This is a genomic window from Staphylococcus sp. HMSC057A08, from assembly GCF_001812925.1.
Lineage (GTDB): Bacteria > Bacillota > Bacilli > Staphylococcales > Staphylococcaceae > Staphylococcus > Staphylococcus hominis.
The window spans coordinates 136,830-156,517 of the sequence record NZ_KV810854.1 but is presented as its reverse complement, the minus strand read 5'-3'; the positions used below and the strand labels follow the sequence as shown (position 1 = coordinate 156,517).

Annotated in this window: 19 protein-coding genes; 1 reads left to right on the top strand and 18 read right to left on the bottom strand. The window is 30.1% G+C overall.

What is annotated here, in order from left to right; translation table 11 throughout:
* The 16 genes from HMPREF2881_RS05340 to lepA all read right to left on the bottom strand — a co-directional run bounded on the left by HMPREF2881_RS05340 (position 1) and on the right by lepA (position 15,876).
* Positions 1–348 carry a diacylglycerol kinase family protein gene (locus HMPREF2881_RS05340; protein WP_037554417.1) on the bottom strand — a complete coding sequence of 116 codons (348 nt, stop codon included), beginning with the start codon at positions 346–348 and terminating at the stop codon, positions 1–3.
* Positions 344–805, bottom strand: a complete 462-nt coding sequence (ybeY, locus tag HMPREF2881_RS05335; protein WP_002449868.1) for an rRNA maturation RNase YbeY — start codon at positions 803–805, stop codon at positions 344–346. Before ybeY ends, HMPREF2881_RS05340 begins: the two co-directional genes overlap by 5 nt.
* Positions 806–1,753 carry a PhoH family protein gene (locus HMPREF2881_RS05330; RefSeq protein ID WP_002449734.1) on the bottom strand — a complete coding sequence of 316 codons (948 nt, stop codon included), beginning with the start codon at positions 1,751–1,753 and terminating at the stop codon, positions 806–808.
* Positions 1,754–2,027: 274 nt separating this feature from the next.
* Positions 2,028–2,723 (bottom strand): hypothetical protein, encoded by a 696-nt coding sequence (locus tag HMPREF2881_RS05325; RefSeq protein ID WP_002488533.1) that lies wholly within the window; start codon positions 2,721–2,723, stop codon positions 2,028–2,030.
* 16 nt (positions 2,724–2,739) lie between these two features.
* Positions 2,740–3,726 (bottom strand): flotillin-like protein FloA, encoded by a 987-nt coding sequence (gene floA, locus HMPREF2881_RS05320; RefSeq protein ID WP_002449729.1) that lies wholly within the window; start codon positions 3,724–3,726, stop codon positions 2,740–2,742.
* Positions 3,727–3,740: 14 nt separating this feature from the next.
* Entirely contained in the window at positions 3,741–4,448 is a 708-nt protein-coding gene (locus tag HMPREF2881_RS05315) for an NfeD family protein (RefSeq protein WP_002449826.1), read from the bottom strand.
* A gap of 149 nt (positions 4,449–4,597) precedes the next feature.
* Positions 4,598–4,774 carry a 30S ribosomal protein S21 gene (rpsU, locus tag HMPREF2881_RS05310; RefSeq protein ID WP_002449867.1) on the bottom strand — a complete coding sequence of 59 codons (177 nt, stop codon included), beginning with the start codon at positions 4,772–4,774 and terminating at the stop codon, positions 4,598–4,600.
* A 132-nt stretch (positions 4,775–4,906) separates the two neighbouring features.
* The gene (gene mtaB / locus HMPREF2881_RS05305) at positions 4,907–6,253 is read right to left on the bottom strand and encodes a tRNA (N(6)-L-threonylcarbamoyladenosine(37)-C(2))-methylthiotransferase MtaB (RefSeq protein WP_002488537.1); all 1,347 of its coding nucleotides are present in this window, start codon (positions 6,251–6,253) and stop codon (positions 4,907–4,909) included.
* Between the two features lie 5 nt (positions 6,254–6,258).
* Positions 6,259–7,011, bottom strand: coding sequence for a 16S rRNA (uracil(1498)-N(3))-methyltransferase (locus tag HMPREF2881_RS05300; protein ID WP_002449761.1), 753 nt, complete (start codon positions 7,009–7,011; stop codon positions 6,259–6,261).
* Between the two features lies 1 nt (position 7,012).
* Positions 7,013–7,951 (bottom strand): 50S ribosomal protein L11 methyltransferase, encoded by a 939-nt coding sequence (gene prmA, locus HMPREF2881_RS05295; RefSeq protein ID WP_002449831.1) that lies wholly within the window; start codon positions 7,949–7,951, stop codon positions 7,013–7,015.
* A 2-nt stretch (positions 7,952–7,953) separates the two neighbouring features.
* On the bottom strand, positions 7,954–9,084 hold the full coding sequence (dnaJ, locus tag HMPREF2881_RS05290; protein WP_002455274.1) for a molecular chaperone DnaJ: 1,131 nt from the start codon (positions 9,082–9,084) through the stop codon (positions 7,954–7,956).
* Between the two features lie 153 nt (positions 9,085–9,237).
* Positions 9,238–11,070, bottom strand: coding sequence for a molecular chaperone DnaK (gene dnaK / locus HMPREF2881_RS05285; RefSeq protein WP_002488544.1), 1,833 nt, complete (start codon positions 11,068–11,070; stop codon positions 9,238–9,240).
* A 42-nt stretch (positions 11,071–11,112) separates the two neighbouring features.
* Complete coding sequence (gene grpE, locus HMPREF2881_RS05280; RefSeq protein ID WP_002449765.1) at positions 11,113–11,736, bottom strand: nucleotide exchange factor GrpE; 624 nt, start codon at positions 11,734–11,736, stop codon at positions 11,113–11,115.
* Between the two features lie 31 nt (positions 11,737–11,767).
* Positions 11,768–12,745 carry a heat-inducible transcriptional repressor HrcA gene (gene hrcA / locus HMPREF2881_RS05275; protein ID WP_002455272.1) on the bottom strand — a complete coding sequence of 326 codons (978 nt, stop codon included), beginning with the start codon at positions 12,743–12,745 and terminating at the stop codon, positions 11,768–11,770.
* A gap of 103 nt (positions 12,746–12,848) precedes the next feature.
* Positions 12,849–13,970 (bottom strand): radical SAM family heme chaperone HemW, encoded by a 1,122-nt coding sequence (gene hemW, locus HMPREF2881_RS05270; RefSeq protein WP_002449698.1) that lies wholly within the window; start codon positions 13,968–13,970, stop codon positions 12,849–12,851.
* A gap of 82 nt (positions 13,971–14,052) precedes the next feature.
* The gene (gene lepA, locus HMPREF2881_RS05265) at positions 14,053–15,876 is read right to left on the bottom strand and encodes a translation elongation factor 4 (protein WP_002455271.1); all 1,824 of its coding nucleotides are present in this window, start codon (positions 15,874–15,876) and stop codon (positions 14,053–14,055) included.
* A gap of 330 nt (positions 15,877–16,206) precedes the next feature.
* Here lepA and rpsT point away from each other — a divergent pair, with 330 nt between their 5' ends.
* Positions 16,207–16,458 carry a 30S ribosomal protein S20 gene (gene rpsT / locus HMPREF2881_RS05260; RefSeq protein ID WP_002449701.1) on the top strand — a complete coding sequence of 84 codons (252 nt, stop codon included), beginning with the start codon at positions 16,207–16,209 and terminating at the stop codon, positions 16,456–16,458.
* 41 nt (positions 16,459–16,499) lie between these two features.
* Here the strand turns inward: rpsT and holA are convergent, their stop codons facing one another.
* Positions 16,500–17,474 carry a DNA polymerase III subunit delta gene (holA, locus tag HMPREF2881_RS05255; protein WP_002449817.1) on the bottom strand — a complete coding sequence of 325 codons (975 nt, stop codon included), beginning with the start codon at positions 17,472–17,474 and terminating at the stop codon, positions 16,500–16,502.
* A 70-nt stretch (positions 17,475–17,544) separates the two neighbouring features.
* A complete protein-coding gene (locus HMPREF2881_RS05250; RefSeq protein ID WP_227967713.1) occupies positions 17,545–19,551 on the bottom strand; it encodes a DNA internalization-related competence protein ComEC/Rec2 in 2,007 nt (668 codons plus the stop codon).
* Positions 19,552–19,688 lie beyond the last annotated feature (137 nt).

The window sequence follows — 19,688 nt, the reverse complement described above, 5'->3', positions numbered from 1 at the left end:
TTAAAAAAAGATGTGAGGTATAAAAATAATTAAACCTATAATTAGTGCAAAGATTGAAACAACCATAACACTAAAGGCGGCAATATCTTTAGCTTGTTTAGCTAATTCATGATAGTCAGAAGTAACTAAATCTACGACGCATTCTATAGCCGTATTCACAGCTTCAAGCGTAAGTACCAAAGTGATGCTTAATAAAACAAACAACCATTCTACAGTTGAAAGTCTTACGATAATTCCTAAAATGATAGCTATGAATGCGAAGATTAAGTGTATTAGATAATTGTGATCTTTTTGAAGAAGTGTTTTTAAACCATCAAAGGTGTATTTAAATCGTTTTAAAAATTTAATCTCTAGTCAATCCGTATGCATTTAAAATTTCTTTTTGACGTCCAAACATTTCTTTTTCATCTTCTTCATTCATATGATCATAACCTAATAAGTGTAAAAAACCATGTAAAGCTAAAAAACCAAGTTCTCTTTCAAATGAATGATTATAAGATTCAGCTTGTTCCTTAGCTACATCAGTACAAATAATAATATCTCCTAATACTCTAGGAATATCTAAACCAATAATATCTGGTTCATCTTCTTCAAGTGCAAAAGAAATAACATCAGTCACTTTATCTTTATCTCGATAATTTTTATTTATTTCTTGAATTTCATCTTTATCTACAAAAGTAACTGACAATTCAGCATCTTCATGAATGTTTTCTTTTTCTTTAGCAAAGTTAATTAAGTCTTCAATTTGATGATACCATTCACCTTTAACTAAGTTTGTATGATCATTGAAATCAATCGTAAACATTTAATTGTCTCCTTCATAACGTTCGATAATTTTACTTACTAATGGGTGTCGTACTACATCGCTTTGATCTAGTTCCATAATATTTATTCCTTTAACACCACGAAGGTTCTTAATAGCTTCTTTTAATCCACTTTTAACACCTTTTGGTAAGTCAATTTGAGTTTGGTCTCCAGTTACAACCATTTTTGAACCAAATCCTAGACGAGTTAAAAACATTTTCATTTGTGCATGTGTTGTATTTTGAGCTTCATCTAAAATGACAAATGCATCATCTAGAGTTCTACCCCTCATATACGCTAAAGGAGCAATTTCAATTGTACCTCGTTCAATAAATCGTGCTGTTTGTTCTCTACCTAGGACAGTATTTAAACCATCATAAAGAGGTCTTAAATATGGATCAACTTTTTCTTTTAAGTCTCCTGGTAAGAAACCTAATGATTCACCAGCTTCTACAGCTGGTCTTGTTAAAACAATTCTTTTTACAGTTCCTTTTCTTAATTGTTTTGCAGCATAAACAACTGCAAGGAAAGTTTTACCTGTTCCAGCAGGACCTATACCAAATACCAAATCATTACGTTTCATAGCATTAATATAAAGACGTTGCCCCATTGTTTTTGCACGAATTGTTTTACCAAAGGCATCTTTAGTAATCTCTTCATCATATAAATCCAATAGATATTGAATAGTATCATTTTTAGCCATCTTTATGGCAGCCTCAACATCCTTTAATGTAATTGAATGTCCTAACTCAATTACCTTTAATAAATTTTTAAGAACTAATTCTGCTTTTTCAACATGCTCTAATACTTGACCTTTTACTGCAATTTCTTGCCCACGAGCATGTATGATAACATCAAATGCTTCTTCAATCGATTTTAAGTGTTCATCATTATTACCAATTAAAGCTTGAGAATGATTGATGTTATCTATTTGAATTATTCCTGGCATAAAAGCGCTCCTTTTCACATAAAACATATTCATTAATAATTAATCTTTCATATAAATTTTACTAAACAATGATAAAGTATACAAATTTAAATGTTTTGAATGAATAATTAACCTAAGATAATATAGCATAACAAAAAAGTACCAAGAACACTATGAGTTTTAGGGGCGTCTTAACTTATTAGGAACATAAATAAAGAGACTTTCACGTAGAAAGTCTCTTATAAAGGTCAGAATGAAACAATGAATGTTGTCTTATTTTTTTATTTATAACCTCTTATAATTTTTTAGGTTTATTTAATATTTCTTGCCAAATAATTCCATCAACTATTGGATCATTATCAAATTGAAACGTTTGATGTGTCATATTTTTCTCAATAGATTTACTATTGAGTAGTTGATTCAGTTTATAACGTTTCGTTTTTTCAGATAAATACTTATCATTAATAATTTCTTTAGCTTTCTTTTCAATTAAAGAAAGTTGTTTTTCTTTTTCCTTGTCAATTTCAGATCTCACATTAAATAATTCTTTTGATAGCGAGTCTTCTAACTGTTTTTTAATATTTTTTTCACTTTGAAATCTCTCTCGTGAAGTTGAATATCTATCTTTAGAAGGCACTTTTCCGGTGTGAGATTGTTTAGTTTCAAACCGTTTTGATTCTCCACGATGATGTTCAGGCGTAACATTTTTTTTAAGATTTTTATCACTGTGAACCGTTTCTTTTTTAGAAGATGGTTTTGGTGATGATGTTTTTTTAGTTTGTTCTTCTTCATCAAATTCTGATGCCATCTCATTAAAAGCTTCTTCTATCTGTTCAAAAATACCTTTTTTTCTTGGTGTGTTTTGCGTAGGACTTTGTGTATTTTGGTGTGGAGGCATTTGATTTTTTCGTTGTTCATGACTTTTATCTCTCATTGCACTAATACCAGTAACAATCACAGAAATAACGAATATAAGAATTCCAATATTCATTTAATCACCCCTCTATTTAATTTGGTGATTCATCGTCATTTTGTTCGGTACGTTTATTAATAGCGTTTCTCATACCTGTATCTGCTTCTACATTTTTTAAATTATAGTAATCTTTTACTCCGATATTACCTTTACGTAAAGCTTCAGCCATTGCTAGTGGTACTTCTGATTCAGCTTCTACTACCTTAGCACGCATTTCTTGAACACGTGCTTTCATTTCTTGTTCAGAGGCAACAGCCATAGCACGTCGTTCCTCAGCTTTAGCTTGAGCAATATTTTTATCTGCGAGTGCTTGTTCCGTTTGTAAATCAGCGCCGATATTTTTACCGATGTCTACATCTGCAATATCAATCGATAAAATTTCAAATGCTGTTCCTGAATCCAATCCTTTACTTAATACTGTTTTAGAAATATTATCAGGATTTTCAAGTACTTGTGTATGATGTTCACTAGAACCAATTGTGGAAACAATACCTTCACCAACTCGTGCAATAATTGTTTCTTCTCCAGAACCACCTACAAGTCTAGAAATATTAGCTCTTACTGTAATTCTAGCTTTAGCTTTAACTTCGATACCGTTCATCGCAACACCGGTAATAAAGGGAGTTTCGATTACTTTGGGATTAACAGACATTTGAACAGCTTCTAAGACATCTCGTCCCGCTAAGTCTATTGCGGCACCTCTTTCAAAAGGTAAATTGATATCTGCACGTTGAGCTGCTATGTTGGCATCCACTACTCTATCTACATTACCACCAGCTAGATAATGAGATTCCAATTGATTTGTTGTTAAATTTAATCCTGCTTTATGAGCTTTAATAAGAGGACCTATCACTTTACGAGGAGATACTCTACGAAGTCGCATTCCTACAAGTGTAGCAATACTAACTTTTACACCTGCAGCAATAGCGGAAATCCATAATCCGACTGGTACAAATGAAAATAATAACAATAACGCAACTATTATAATAATCGCAATAATTATAATTCCAATATTTAACATTGATTTTACTCCTTTTATATTTTTATTTCTCTTACAACTACTCTACTACCTTCTACCTCTAAAATTTTTACTTTTTTATTTCTCAGGATAAATGTACCGTCAGAAACAGCATCAATTCTTTTGTCATCTAAAGTTATGATTCCAGCAGGTCTTAAATCAGTAGTAGTATACGCAGTTTTTCCCACTAAGTAAGAACGATCATCATGAGATCTATAACCAGCTTCTGTACTCGTTGAATCATTCAATACCACTTTATCAAAAAATGGTATTTTGCGATTAAATACTTTCACCAAAATCACCCATTCTATAATAGAAAATATTAAAGCGACAATAACATTAAAGAGCATAACTAAAATATTATCTCCTAACATAATCATACTAACAATAATAAGCACTATTCCTATAATTCCAATGACTGCTCCAACAACGAATAGTTCTATTATTAGTAAGATGATACCTATGAAAAACAATAAAATCGAAATCAAATTGACATCGCCACTAATTAAAAATCCTAGAAATAGAATAAGTAACGCTAGAGAAGCTAAAATACCTAAAATATTTATCCTTTTAGAATAAAGTTGATATAAAAAACCTAAAAAGATAATACATGTAAGAATTAATAAAACAATAGGATTAACAATGATATTTGACATATGATTCAACCATGAATGATTCAGTGAAGCAAAAGTATTCTCGATATGTATCAAACTTATACTTATCATTATCTCACCTCGCTCTCAATTAAATTATACATGAAATAAATACTATATTATAGTATTACAATTATATAAAAAAACTCTCAATTAGTTTAACTAATTGAGAGGATATATATAATTAACATTCATGTTGAGGGAGTCAACAGAGCTATTAATTATTTGAATTTACGTTTACGTGCAGCTTCTGATTTTTTCTTACGTCTTACACTTGGTTTTTCGTAAAATTCACGTTTACGTACTTCTTGGATTGTACCACTTTTAGATACTGAACGTTTAAATCTACGTAATGCATCTTCTAGTGATTCATTTTTACGTACTACTGTTTTAGACATCTGTATTTCCCTCCCTCCAAATATCAACGAAACTTAAAGTCAATAATTGCATAGAAATAATTAACTATGCTTTATTTAGTATAATATATGAAATAATTATGGTCAATTATAAATCTTTATAATTTCAAAAATTTATAATAATATGCCTTCTTCAGTTTTATTAGTAGCATGATTAACGATTCTAACTGCACTACCAATGTTAATTGGATAATCAGCTTTATTAATTTTAACTTTAACAATCTCACCGATTAAATCCTCACTACCCTCAAATTCAACTTTCATATAATTATCTGCGTAACCTACTAATGTATTTTTTGTTTCCCCTACTTCTTCTGGAATCACTTCTAAAACTTCATTTTCAAATTTTGATGCGTATTCTTTAGCAAGTTGATCACTTAAAGCAATAAGTTTATGCACACGTTCATTTTTAATTGACTCATCAATTTGATTACCCATACGTGCAGCAGGTGTACCAATACGTTGTGAATACGGGAAAACATGTAACTCTGAGAATTTATGTTTAACTATAAAATCATATGTTTCTTGGAATTCTTCTTCAGTTTCTCCTGGGAAACCTACTATAACATCACTTGTAACTGCTAAATCAGGTAATGCATCATGTAATTTTGTTAGTCTTTCAGAAAAATGTTCCATAGTATATTTGCGACGCATACGTTTTAATACTGTATCTGAACCTGATTGTAATGGTACATGTAAATGTCTAACTACTTTATTAGAATTTTTTAGAACGTCAATGACTTCATCAGTAAGTTGACTGGCTTCAATTGAAGAAATTCGAATTCTTTCTAAACCATCAATTTCCTCAAGATCTCTGAGTAATTGAGCTAAATTATAATTTTTTAAATCTTGACCGTATCCACCGGTATGAATACCAGTTAATACAATTTCTTTATATCCAGATTGAACTAATTGTGTTGCTTGTTCAACTACTTTTTCAGGATCTCTAGAGCGCATTAAACCACGTGCCCATGGAATAATACAGAACGTACAAAAATTATTACAACCTTCTTGGATTTTTAGAGATGCACGAGTTCTATCCGTAAAATAAGGCACATCAAGTTCTTCATATGTACGATTTTTCATAATATTTCCAACACCATTAATTGGTTGACGTTCTTCTCTAAATTGATCAATATAACTAAGTAATTTATGTCTGTCTTGAGTACCAACAACGACATCTACACCTGGAATCTCCATAATTTCAGCAGAAGATGTTTGTGCATAACAACCTGTAACACATACTACTGCATCCGGATTACGACGTATTGCTCTTCTAATGACTTGTCTACTTTTTTTATCACCTGTATTAGTCACGGTGCAAGTATTAATGACATATACATCTGCATTAGTTTCAAAATCTACTCTTTCATAATTAGCATCTTTAAATAATTGCCATATTGCTTCAGTTTCATAATGGTTTACTTTACAACCTAAAGTATGAAACGCTACTGTTGCCATTTAATTCACCCCATCAATTCTTTCTCAAAACTTATAGCACTAAGTGCATATAGTGGCGCAGTTTCTGCTCTTAATATTCTAGGACCTAAACCAACGTTTAAGCTTACCTCCCTAAAGAGATCGATTTCCTTATCAGAAAAACCACCTTCAGGTCCAAATATGATTAACACACGATCATTCGTTTGAAAGTTGTTTAAAATATTTTTAAATCGACTTTTTTCGCCATGCTTGGCTTCGTCTTCATATGCTATTAACACATAGTCATAATTATTTATGGTATCATAAATTACTTTTAAATTCGACTGAAATTTAACATCTGGAATAACAAGTCTATAACTTTGTTCAGCAGCTTCTTTTACAATCTTTTGCCATCTATCTATTTTCTTTTGTACCTTGTTCTCTTGTAATTTAACTACAGATCGATCCATACCCACTGAAATAAAATGATTGGCACCTAATTCTGTACTTTTTTGAAGCAACCATTCATATTTATCAGCTTTTATTAAACCACTACAAATCGTTACATCAACTGGTAATTCAGTGTCAATATCTAATTGGTTTATTGGTAAAACTTCAATTTGATTAGAATTTATATTTGTGATTTCACTAATAAATACTTTTTTATCATTAAAATTAATTATAATTTTGTTACCAACGGTATTTCTCATTACATTTTTGATATGATGTATATCTTCTTCATTGGTAATAAAAAAACGCTGATGAGAATCAGCGTTTTGATTGATAAAGTATCGTTGCAAATTATTCACTCACTTTCTGACCAACAATGCAAACCCATCCATTGTCATGATTGATTGATACAATATTAAATCCAACACGCTTCATATGCGACAGTATATCTTCATGCTTTTCTTCTATAATACCTGAAGTTATAAAATAACCATCTTCATTTAGTGTATTATAAGCATCTTCAATCATTTCATCAATAATATGAGCTAAAATATTTGCGATAACTACATCAAATTTTTCATTTTCTTCTTTTAATAGATTACCGGGAATGGCTTCAATATCATTTTCACAATGATTTTTTCTAAAATTCTCCTTAGCCACACCAACAGCCATTTCGTCTATATCTAAGGCTTTAATTCGTTTAACACCTATTAAGTGACTAGCGATACTTAATATACCAGAACCTGTACCTACATCAATGACTGAGGAATCGGGTGTTACATAAGTTTCAATCGCTTTTAGACACATACTTGTTGTTGGATGATCTCCAGTACCAAAAGCCATTCCAGGATCTAATTCTATACATAATTCATCTTCTGATTCTTTTGAATAGTCTTCCCAACTTGGAACAATCGTAAATCTCTTAGAAGCTCTGAAAGGATGAAAATAATTTTTCCATTCATTAGCCCAATCTACTTCAGCAATAGTCTTTGCTGAAAACTCAACTACTGAATCATCTATAAGATCCAAATTTAATATTTCATTTTCTAATTTATTTTTAAATTGAGTGTTATATTTCAACTCATTAAAGTATGCTTTTAATCTCACACCTTGCTCAGGGTAATCTTCTTTTTTTAATTCGTAGATTTCACCAAATTTATCAGTAGGTTGATTAATTAAATCATTGGAATCTTCTATAACTACTCCATTTGAACCATAGTTTTCTAATATGTTAGTGACTAAAGATTCAACTTCATGATTTACAGTGACTGCAAATTCTGTCCAGTTCATGACTATTCACCTCTAAAGAATTTACGAGCTTTGTCTTTAAAATTAGCAGGTTGTTCTTCCGGATTTTCACCACTAATTTCCGCAAATTCTCTCATTAATTCTTTTTGTCTATCAGTTAGTTTATTTGGTGTAACAACTTTTATATTAACAAATAAATCACCATGGCCATATCCATGAACATTTTTAACGCCTTTCTCTTTAAGACGGAATTGTTTACCATTTTGAGTACCAGCAGGAATTGTAAGCATAACGTTACTGTTTAGAGTTGGTACTTTGATTTCATCGCCAAGTGATGCTTGTGGGAAGCTAATATTAAGTTCATAGAATAAATCATCGCCATCTCTTCTAAATTTATCAGAAGGTTTAACGCGGAATACTACATAAAGATCACCATGTGGACCGCCATTTTCACCAGGTGCACCTTCACCAGCAAGACGGATTTGTTGTTCATTGTCTACACCTTCAGGTACAGTTACTTCTAATTTTACTGTTTTATTTTCAGTCCCTTTACCATGACAAGTTGGACATGGTTCTTCAAATTCTTGACCACTACCCTCACACTTAGGACAAGTTTGTTCAGTTCTTACGCGTCCTAAAATTGTATTTTGTTCAACAGATACATGTCCTGAACCATGACAATAGCTACATGTTTTTTTACTTGTACCTGGTTTAGCGCCATCACCATGACATGTATGACACGTAACATCTTTTCGAATAGAAATTTCTTTTTTAGTACCAAAAACAGCTTCATCGAATTCTAAAGTCATAGTGTATTGTAAGTCGTCACCTTTTCTAGGTGCATTTGGATCTCTTTGACGTGAACCACCAAAGAATGAGCTAAATATGTCTTCAAAGCCTCCACCGAAGCCACTGAAGTCTTGTCCACCAAATCCTTGACTGCCAAATCCACCTTGGGCACCGCTATGTCCAAATTGGTCATAATTTGCACGTTTATTGTCATCACTTAGAACTTCGTATGCTTCAGAAATTTCTTTGAACTTTTCATCAGCGCCTTCTTCTTTATTGATGTCCGGATGATATTTTTTTGATAATTTACGGTATGCTTTTTTAATTTCATCTTTTGAAGCATCTTTACTTACGCCAAGAACTTCATAATAATCTCTTTTAGCCACAAGTATCTCTCCTTTTCTAAATTTTTATAATTTAAACACATACTCAAGTATCTTAATTATAAAAGAAAAAGTCAAAGCCAATGTTCAATTGACTTTGACTTTTTGGCTTACATTTATAAATGTTTACATAGTAAACGTTATAAACGATTAGCTTTATTTTTTATCTTCGTCGTCTTTAACTTCTTTGAACTCAGCGTCTTCAACATTGCTATCATTTGATTGTTGTGAATTGTCTTGTGCTTGTTGTTGAGCTTGTTGAGCTTGTTGATATACTTTAGCAGATAATTCTTGAATTACTTGTTCTAATTCTTCTTTTTTAGCTTTAATATCATCTAAATCTTGACCTTCTAATGCTGATTTAAGTGCATCTTTTTTGCTTTCAGCATTTGATTTGTCTTCTTCACTGATATTTTCACCTAAGTCTTTAATTGTTTTTTCAACTTGGAATACTAAGCTATCTGCTTCGTTTCTTAAGTCTACTTCTTCACGACGTTGTTTATCTGCTTCAGCATTTTCTTCAGCATCTTTAACCATACGATCAATTTCTTCATCAGATAATGCAGAACTTGATTGAATAGTAATATTTTGTTCTTTATTTGTACCTAAGTCTTTTGCAGTAACGTTTACGATACCATTTTTATCAATATCAAATGTTACTTCAATTTGAGGTACACCACGTGGAGCTGGTGGAATATCAGTTAATTGGAATCTACCTAATGTTTTATTATCTGAAGCCATTGGACGTTCACCTTGTAATACGTGAATGTCTACTGCTGGTTGATTGTCAGCTGCTGTTGAATATACTTGAGATTTTGATGTTGGAATTGTTGTATTACGTTCAATTAACGTATTCATACGACCACCCATAATTTCGATACCTAATGATAATGGAGTTACGTCTAATAATACAACGTCTTTAACATCACCAGTAATTACGCCACCTTGGATAGCAGCACCCATTGCAACAACTTCATCTGGGTTTACACCTTTATGAGGTTCTTTACCAATTTCTTTTTTAACTGCTTCTTGTACTGCAGGAATACGAGTTGAACCACCAACTAGGATAACTTCATCAATTTCAGAAGTAGATAAGCCAGCATCTTTAAGTGCTTGACGAGTTGGTTCCATTGTTCTTCTGATTAATGAATCAGCTAATTCTTCAAATTTAGAACGAGTTAAGTTGATTTCTAAGTGTAATGGACCATTTTCTCCAGCTGAAATGAATGGTAATGAGATTTGTGTTTGAGATACACCAGATAAATCTTTTTTAGCTTTTTCTGCAGCGTCTTTAAGACGTTGTAACGCCATTTTATCTTGTGATAAGTCAACACCATTTTCTTTTTTGAATTCTGATACTAAATAGTCGATGATTACTTGGTCAAAGTCGTCCCCTCCAAGTTTGTTATCCCCTGCAGTTGATAATACTTCGAATACGCCATCGCCTAATTCAAGAATAGAAACGTCGAAAGTACCGCCACCTAAGTCAAATACTAAGACTTTTTGATCTTGTTCAGTTTTATCTAAACCATAAGCTAATGCTGCAGCTGTTGGTTCGTTAATGATACGTTCTACTTCTAAACCAGCAATTTTACCAGCATCTTTAGTAGCTTGACGTTCAGCATCATTGAAATAAGCAGGCACAGTGATTACTGCTTTATCCACTTTATCTCCTAAATAACTTTCAGCAGTGTTTTTTAAATTTTGTAAAATCATTGCTGAAAGTTCTTGTGGTGTATATGATTTGCCATCAATATCTACTTTATAATCTGTACCCATATGACGTTTAATTGATTGTACAGTATTTGGGTTTGTAATTGCTTGACGTTTAGCAACTTCACCTACTTGAGTTTCACCATTTTTAAATGCCACAACTGATGGAGTTGTTCTAGCACCTTCAGGATTTTGAATTACTTTAGGTTCGTCTCCTTCTAATACAGATACGCAAGAATTTGTAGTACCTAAGTCAATACCTATTACTTTACTCATAATAAAATTCCTCCAATTTTAAAAATTTTTCAAATTTAAATCTTATTGATTAACTTTGACCATAGATGGTCTTAAAACTCTATCTTTTAATTTATACCCTTTTTGTAATTCTTGAGTGATTTCACCAGAATTAAAATCAGGATTGTCATCTTGAACAACAGCTTGATGGAAGTTTGGATCGAATTCTTGACCTTCAGATTCAATTTCTTCTAAGCCATTGTCTTTTAATGCTCTTAATAAGCTTTCATGAATCATTTGAACGCCTTTTTTGAGAGATTTAAATGATTCATCATCACCCTCAATTTGCAGTGCACGTTCAATGTTATCGATAGTAGGTAAAATATCAGTAAGCACGTGTTGAGCTTGATATTTTTTATTCGTTTCATTTTCATTTCGAATTCGACGCTTATAATTTTCGAATTCAGCATATAATCTTAAATATTTTTCTTCATTTTCATTTGCTTTTAATTGTAATTGTTGAATCTCTTCGTCTTTAGATTGATCATTTTTATCTTCATTATCATGTTCAGATGTAGATTCATTATTTAATTCTTCTTCAGAAGGATTATTTTCTACATCATTTAAAGACGACGCTTCGTTTTTAACGGTTTCATTTTCTTCAGTATGTTCAGTGTTATTTTTCACTGATTCGTCTTTTTCTGTCATTTTATGCCCTCCAATATAATTACAATTAGATTCACCATATTTGATTAAGTAATTGAATCACATTTTGATAATGCATCGCAGTTGGTCCGATAACCGCAATTTGTCCTTTTAGTGCATCATCAAAATGGTACTGGCTCGTTATAATTGAAATATCACTTAACCCTTTATCTATTTCGTGGCCAATTTTAACATTAATTTCAGAAGTAGAAATATTTTCTAGTAACTCGATAATTTTTTCTGATTCTAGATATTGTAAGATTGGCTGAATAGAAGAAACATTGGTTTCGTTCAGTGCATCAATAAGTTTAACCTTTCCACCCATAAAAATGCTATTACTTTGTTTATGGAGATGAGAAGTTAGCATGATAGTTAATTCATTTATAAAGGATTGTTCCGCAATAGAATTTGTAAATTGTTTTAACTTCTTATTAAAATCAAATTGACTTTTATAATAATTATCAGTCAAAAAATTTGAAATCCTTGTTAACCTATCATCGTCAAACTCCATTGATTCACTTAAATGTAAATGTTCTACATGTCCAGAATTATAGATGATGACCATTATAATTATAGACGAATTTGCACGAATCAAATGAACATTATTTATAATATCTGTTTTGTGATTAGGTCGAACAACCAACGTTGCATATTGAGATTTTATTGATAATTCATCAGCAAAATAACTAAGGGCTGAAGAAATATCATAATGATTCTCAATCAAAAGTTGATTTAAACGTTGAACTTTATTTTGTTTTTGATGAGATGTTTGTTTTAACAATTGATTGACGTATAATCTAAAACCTTGTTCAGAAGGTGCACGCCCTGAAGATGAATGAATTTTTTCTAAAAAATTCAACTCTTCCAAATACTTCATTTCGTTTCTAATAGTAGCTGGGCTTACATTTAAGTTATGTCTATCAATTAAGGTTTTAGAACCTATCGGTTGTCCTAAATCAACATAATCTTCAACAATTGCATTTAAAATGCTTAATTGTCTATTTGTAATCATGTCTTCACCTCATTAGCACTCCTTTGTCTCAAGTGCTAATTATAATTTAACAAATTGGTCAAAGTAAGTCAACGTTAAAGCTCTTATTTTTCAAAAAAATTTATTAATTTAATAGAAATGCTTCAAAAACTTCATTTCCAATGATTTTTCCCCTGTTTGTCAATGAAATATGGTTATCTCTTTCATAAAGTAAATTTTTCTTTTTCAGATTATTTATTGTCTCACCAAACACTTTATCCATTGAGGTACCAAATTTTGAAAGAAATTTAACTTTATCGACACCTTTATTCATTCTTAATCCTAAAAACATTTCTTCTTCCATTCTTTCTGATTGAGTAGGGAAATTGGAAGTTAAAATAGGACGTTGATGATTATTAATAGCATTGATGTAATGATTAACAGGATTGAGATTCGAATAGCGTTCTCCATTTACATATCCACTTGCGCCTGCTCCAAAACCATAATATTCTTCATTTAGCCAGTAAGTCTTATTATGTCTTGATTCATGATGAGACTTGGCGAAATTTGAGATTTCATACTGTTTAAATGAGGTTTCTCCTAAAACATTCATTAAATATTGGTACATTTCAGCTCCTAGATCTTCGTTTGGCAATTTTAATTTGCCTTTTCGATACATATTATAAAATTGAGTTTTAGGTTCTAAAATTAATCCATAACTTGAAATATGATCTATATCCATTTGTATTGCTCTATTAAGACTATCTGAAAAATCGTCTAATGTTTGAGTTGGTAAATGATACATTAGGTCTAAACTAATCGATTCAATATTTGCTTTTCTGGCATAATCTACAGCATTATATATATCTTGAGTTTTATGTGTTCTACCTAGAATTTTTAGTAATTCTGGTTTAAATGTTTGTACACCCATAGAAATTCTATTTACACCATATGAGTGCAGTAATTTCACTTTATCTAAAGTTAATTCATCGGGGTTTGCTTCAAATGTATATTCACCTTTAATTGAAAAAGTTGACTGTATTGCTTTTAAAAGTGTTTCAAGTTGCTTGAGATTTAAAGCTGTAGGAGTACCTCCTCCAACGTACATTGTTTCAAGATTTCTAATTTCACTTGTTTTCATTTCTTTAATTAATGCAGAAATATATTCATCTACTGGTTGTTTGTTAATAAAGTACTTATTAAAATCACAATATGTACAAATCCTAACGCAAAAAGGTATATGAATATACGCACTTTTTATTGACATAGTTACACCCTCAATTTTAAGTTTTTAAAACACAAACGAGGTTGGAACACATGATTGTAGGTTCCAGCCTCGCATTAATAATTTATTCATCATCCATTTTAAGAACAGCTAAGAAAGCATCTTGTGGTATTTCTACGTTACCAACAGCTTTCATTTTTGCTTTACCAGCTTTTTGTTTTTCAAGTAATTTACGTTTACGGCTGATATCTCCACCATAACACTTAGATAACACATTTTTACCCATAGATTTAATATTAGTTCGGGCTACGATTTTTTGACCTATTGCAGCTTGAACCGGAACTTCGAATTGTTGTCTAGGAATAAGTGTTTTTAACTTTTCAACAAGAGCTTTACCTCGTTCATACGCAAAATCTCTGTGAACGATAAAACTAAGTGCATCTACTTTGTCACCATTTAATAAAATATCCATTTTAACTAAATTACTTTCTTTATTTTCGATAAATTCATAATCAAATGAAGCATAGCCTTTCGTATTAGATTTTAATTGGTCAAAGAAATCAAATACAACTTCTGACAATGGAATTTCATAAACGATATTTACACGGATATCATCTAAGTAATCCATGTTTATAAATTGGCCACGTTTACGTTGACACAGTTCCATAACTGCTCCTACATAGTCATTTGGAACCATCATTGTTGCTTTTACATATGGTTCATAAATCGCTTTAATTCTATCACGTTCAGGCATTTGAGATGGATTATCAACTATAACTTCTGAACCATCATTCATTTCGCATTTATATATAACTGAAGGTGCAGTGGCAATTAATTCTATTCCAAACTCTCGTTCAATTCTCTCTTGAATAATTTCCATATGTAGCATACCTAAGAATCCTGTTCTAAATCCAAATCCCAACGCTTGTGATGATTCTGGTTCAAATTCTAATGATGCATCATTTAATTGAAGTTTTTCAAGAGCTTCTCTTAAATCGTTATAATCTTTATTATCAATTGGGAACAATCCACAATAAACCATTGGATTCATCTTTTTATACCCTTTTAACGGAGCATCTGCTGGTCTATCTACATGAGTGATAGTATCCCCAACACGTGAATCGTCGACATTTTTAATACTTGCAATAATATATCCAACATCGCCTACTGTAAGTTCTTCAATTGGTAGTTGTTTAGGAGTATTAATCCCAACTTCAGTAACTTCAAACTCTTTTCCTGTTGCCATCATTTTGATACGATCTCCAGCTTTTACAACGCCTTCCATTACACGAATAGAAGAAATAACACCTCGATAAGGATCGTACTCTGAATCAAAAATAAGAGCTTTAAGCGGTGCACTAGGATCTCCTTCTGGTGGAGGAACAACTTCAACAATTTTTTCTAAGATTTCATCAATACCAATATTTGATTTAGCACTTGCTAACACAACTTCATCTTTATCTAAACCAATAACGTCTTCTAATTCTTGTTTTACTCTTTCTGGTTCAGCTGCGGGTAGATCTATTTTATTTACTACCGGTAAGAGTTCTAAATCATTATCTAGTGCTAAGTAAACATTAGCAAGAGTTTGAGCCTCAATGCCTTGTGCAGCATCAACTACTAAAATAGCGCCTTCACATGCAGCTAATGAACGAGAAACTTCATATGAGAAATCGACGTGCCCTGGAGTATCGATCAAATGAAACGTATAAGTCTGTCCATCTTTAGATTCATATTTTAATCTAACAGCATTTAATTTAATTGTAATACCGCGCTCTCTTTCAAGATCCATTGAATCAAGCAATTGATTTTGCATTTCTCTAGTTTCTACAGATTTAGTATTTTCTAATATTCTATCTGCTAACGTTGATTTACCATGATCAATATGAGCAATTATAGAAAAGTTTCTTATATTGTCTCTTCGGTTATAGCGTTCTTGCATATCCATAACTTATCATTCTCGCTTTCGTAAATTTACCCGTATGTGTATACATCTTTGACATAATATCGTTTTTAATCATTATTTGCAAATTTAAGAGAAAAGAATCATCATGTGAAGATTCTTTATTTACTTTTAATTTTAAGATTTTTCTTAAACTACATAACAATTATAAAGTGTTGTATAAAGGTTTCCAATAGTTAATATCGTTCTTTTTGTAAATAAATAGGTTTAATGTTAATAAATGATTGCACAAATATTCATGTTTTGATAAAATATTTCTTGTTGTAATCAAAATAAAATTTGATATGCTTAGATCACTTTTAGGAGGTGACAGTAATGCCAAATATTAAATCTGCTATTAAACGTGTAAGAACAACTGAAACTGCTGAAGAACGTAATATTTCACAAAAAAACGCTATGCGTACTGCAGTGAAAAATGCTAAATCAGCAATTGAAAATAATGCTGATAATAAAGCTGAATTAGTTAACTTCGCAATTAAATCAGTTGATAAAGCTGCACACAGTAACTTAATTCATTCAAATAAAGCTGACCGCATTAAATCTCAATTAATGTCTTCAAGCAAATAATCATTTAAAAAGTTCAAGCGATTAGCTTGAACTTTTTTTATTTATAAAGAAAGAATAAATAATTCTAAAATCAGTTGTTTATCCATATATGAGGATTTTAACTTATAATCAGTTTCTGCACATTGATCAATAATATTTAGCAAATGAGTTAATTGATAATGTTTTACTTGATTTAAAGCCAATTTAACTCGATATGGGTGCACATTAATTGTTTTAGCAATTTGTTGTCCGCTATATCCTTTTCGACTTAAAATTTTACATTGATAATATAATCGATAATTACTTGTTATTAATGCTAATAGTTTAATAGGTTCTTCCTTCATTACTATTAAATCTTTAATAAGTTGAATGGCTTTATATTTTTCTCCTTTTTGTATATATTCAGTTAAAAGAAAAACATTTTGTTCTAAACTTCTATTAATAATCTCTTCAACATCTTTTTTATTTATAGTTGGTCGCTCTCCTAAGAATAAAATGATTTTTTCTAATTCTTGCGAAACTATATTAAAGTTAATACCAGTTAATTCTATAAATAAATCTAATGCATCCTGTTTAATATCTTTAAAATTTTCATGAAGTTTATTTTTTATCCATTTTTTAATCTCTTGTTCAGACATCTGTTCAACTTTAGTTAGCTTGCTTGTCTTTTTTAAAGTTTTAGTAATTTTCTTTCTTTCATCTAATTTATTTTGATACACTTCAAAAATGATAAAATTTTCTCCATCATATTTTTCTAAAAATTCGTTCACTTGTTCGTTGTTTGGTTGGATATCTTTTGAAACTTTCTCACCTGTAAAGATAAAAGCATTTTTAACAACGATAGCTTTTTTCTCTGAAATAAAAGGCATCGTTAATGCTTCTTCCATAATCTGATTAAAACTTGTATCATAAAGATTATATTTAACATAGTTAAAATCGTCTTTTTTTTCATTTAAGTAACTTTCTACGATTTCATTACTTTTTTTCTCCACTAGTTCTGGCACTTCTCCGTATATAGCCATTATATTATTAGCCATGTAAACTTGCACCCTTTCAAAATTCTACCATTAAGTTATTATAGCATTGTGTAATTATTATTCTCTATCATTAACTTTTATTAAAGGATGATATAAGTTGATTATCGAGATTTAAAGTAATATCTCCATCAGTCTGAGTATTGTAGATATGAGAATTAATTTTCTCTAATTTATCTATCGTTTCATTATTAGGCAAATGAAAAGTATTATTTTTTCCACTTGAAATAATACTTATTTTAGGTTGTATGATTTCTAACAAATGTTTTGAACTACTTGTTTTACTGCCATGGTGTCCAACTTTTAGAACATCAATTAACGGTAAATGATATTTCTTTAATAATAAATTTTCATTTTCTTCAATTGCGTCGCCCATCAATAATAATTTGTAATTTTTGTACTCTATTAATGAGATTATACTTTGTGCATTTTTGTCTTCATTGGAATCAATAAAAGCATTTAAAAATGATATTTTAGCTTCTTTCAACTGAATTTTATTAGTCTCTGAAACATCAATAACTTTTATATGATATATACTACAAGTTGTATGTATAGTTTTAATTTGTTCTATAGAATAACTTTTTATATATAAATATAAATTTTTGATTCTTATATTTTGTGCTAAATAAGGAAATTCGCCGATATGATCATTATGTGGATGGGTAAGAATTAAGTGATCAATTTTTGATATTCCTCTAGATTTTAAAGTAGGAATAATATGATATTTCGCAATATTATGATTATCTTTAATCTTCGTTTGAACTACTTTACCACCAGTATCTACCATCACAGTTTCATTATTTTTTGTTTGAAAAAGAAAACTATCACCTTGGCCAACGTTTAAAGCAGTAAACGTCGTCGCTAATGGTTGATTAGTGAATCTTAAAAATATTATAAATAAGATAATTATAATTAAGAATACTCTATAATTTTTATAACATATAAATGTAGTTAGTAGAGTTAATAAAATGAAACAGTATAGTAGACTTAAATTTGATTGATCAGCGATATTTATTTGGTAATTTCTAAATAAAATGAACGGTTGCATTATTCTATCGTGCAGTTCAAATAATTGATTTGCAACCATATTTATATATCGCAAGTCACTAAAGAAATGATAGAAAATAAATAAAACAATAGAAAGTGGAAAAATAATGAAAGAATATAATGGGACAAATATTACATTAGAAATAAAACCAATCCATTGAAACTGATTAAAATGGTAAATACTAATAATCATGGATGAAAATTGAGCGATAATTGTTATATAAATATAATTCTTTAAAATTGATTGATTATTAAATAGTGGCTTAGAAAGTAGTATAAAAAAAGAAATGATGAAAGAAAATTGAAATCCAATATCATAAGCAAAATTCATATTCCAAATTGTCATCAATAAAAAGACTAAAGATAATACACTTATAGACGAAATTTTAAAAGCCTTAGGGATAATAAAAAAAGTAATAGCGGTTAAAACTGCTCTTAAAGCACTCGGTGCAAAATTTGTATAAAAAATAAATAGTATTAGTATTATAATAATAAAAACTCGTATAAATAATTTTGGAATATTAAACCTGACCAGACTATATTGAATGATAAAAATAATGGTAGCAACATGTGATCCACTGACAGCAAGTAAATGATAAATACCTATAGCTTTAACTTTATCTAAGTAATCTGTATCAATTGCACCAGTATCCCCAGTAATTAAAGCTAATACTCTCTCTGGATATTTTAACGAAGAATGATATAACTTGTTTTGAATATAATTTAGGTGTTTATCTATAAAACTTATATGATTAACCTTAGTACAATATTTATTATCTATTTGATTGATATAAACATAGACTTCATTTTGAATACTATTTGTGATATTTCCATTAATTTTACATTCTCGATTTTTTAAATCTTTAGCTCTCAATTGTGGACTTTTAAAAGTAAAGTGATAAAGATTATGTTTATATCGAAATTGTCCTTTAATAATTTGATTGAATTGTTTTATATCATTTTGAAACGTTACTTTTGAATGTATATTACTGTGGACTTTTAAATTTTGGAGTATTAAATGATTTGTTTTCAAAGTATGGTGTACTTGAAATAAAGCTAGAAAGAAAAAGGATAGAATTAATAAATAGTGGTATAAAGGAATACTCTTTCGATACACAATAATTAATATAATAGTAAATATTAAAATTGAAAATAATTTAAGATGAACCC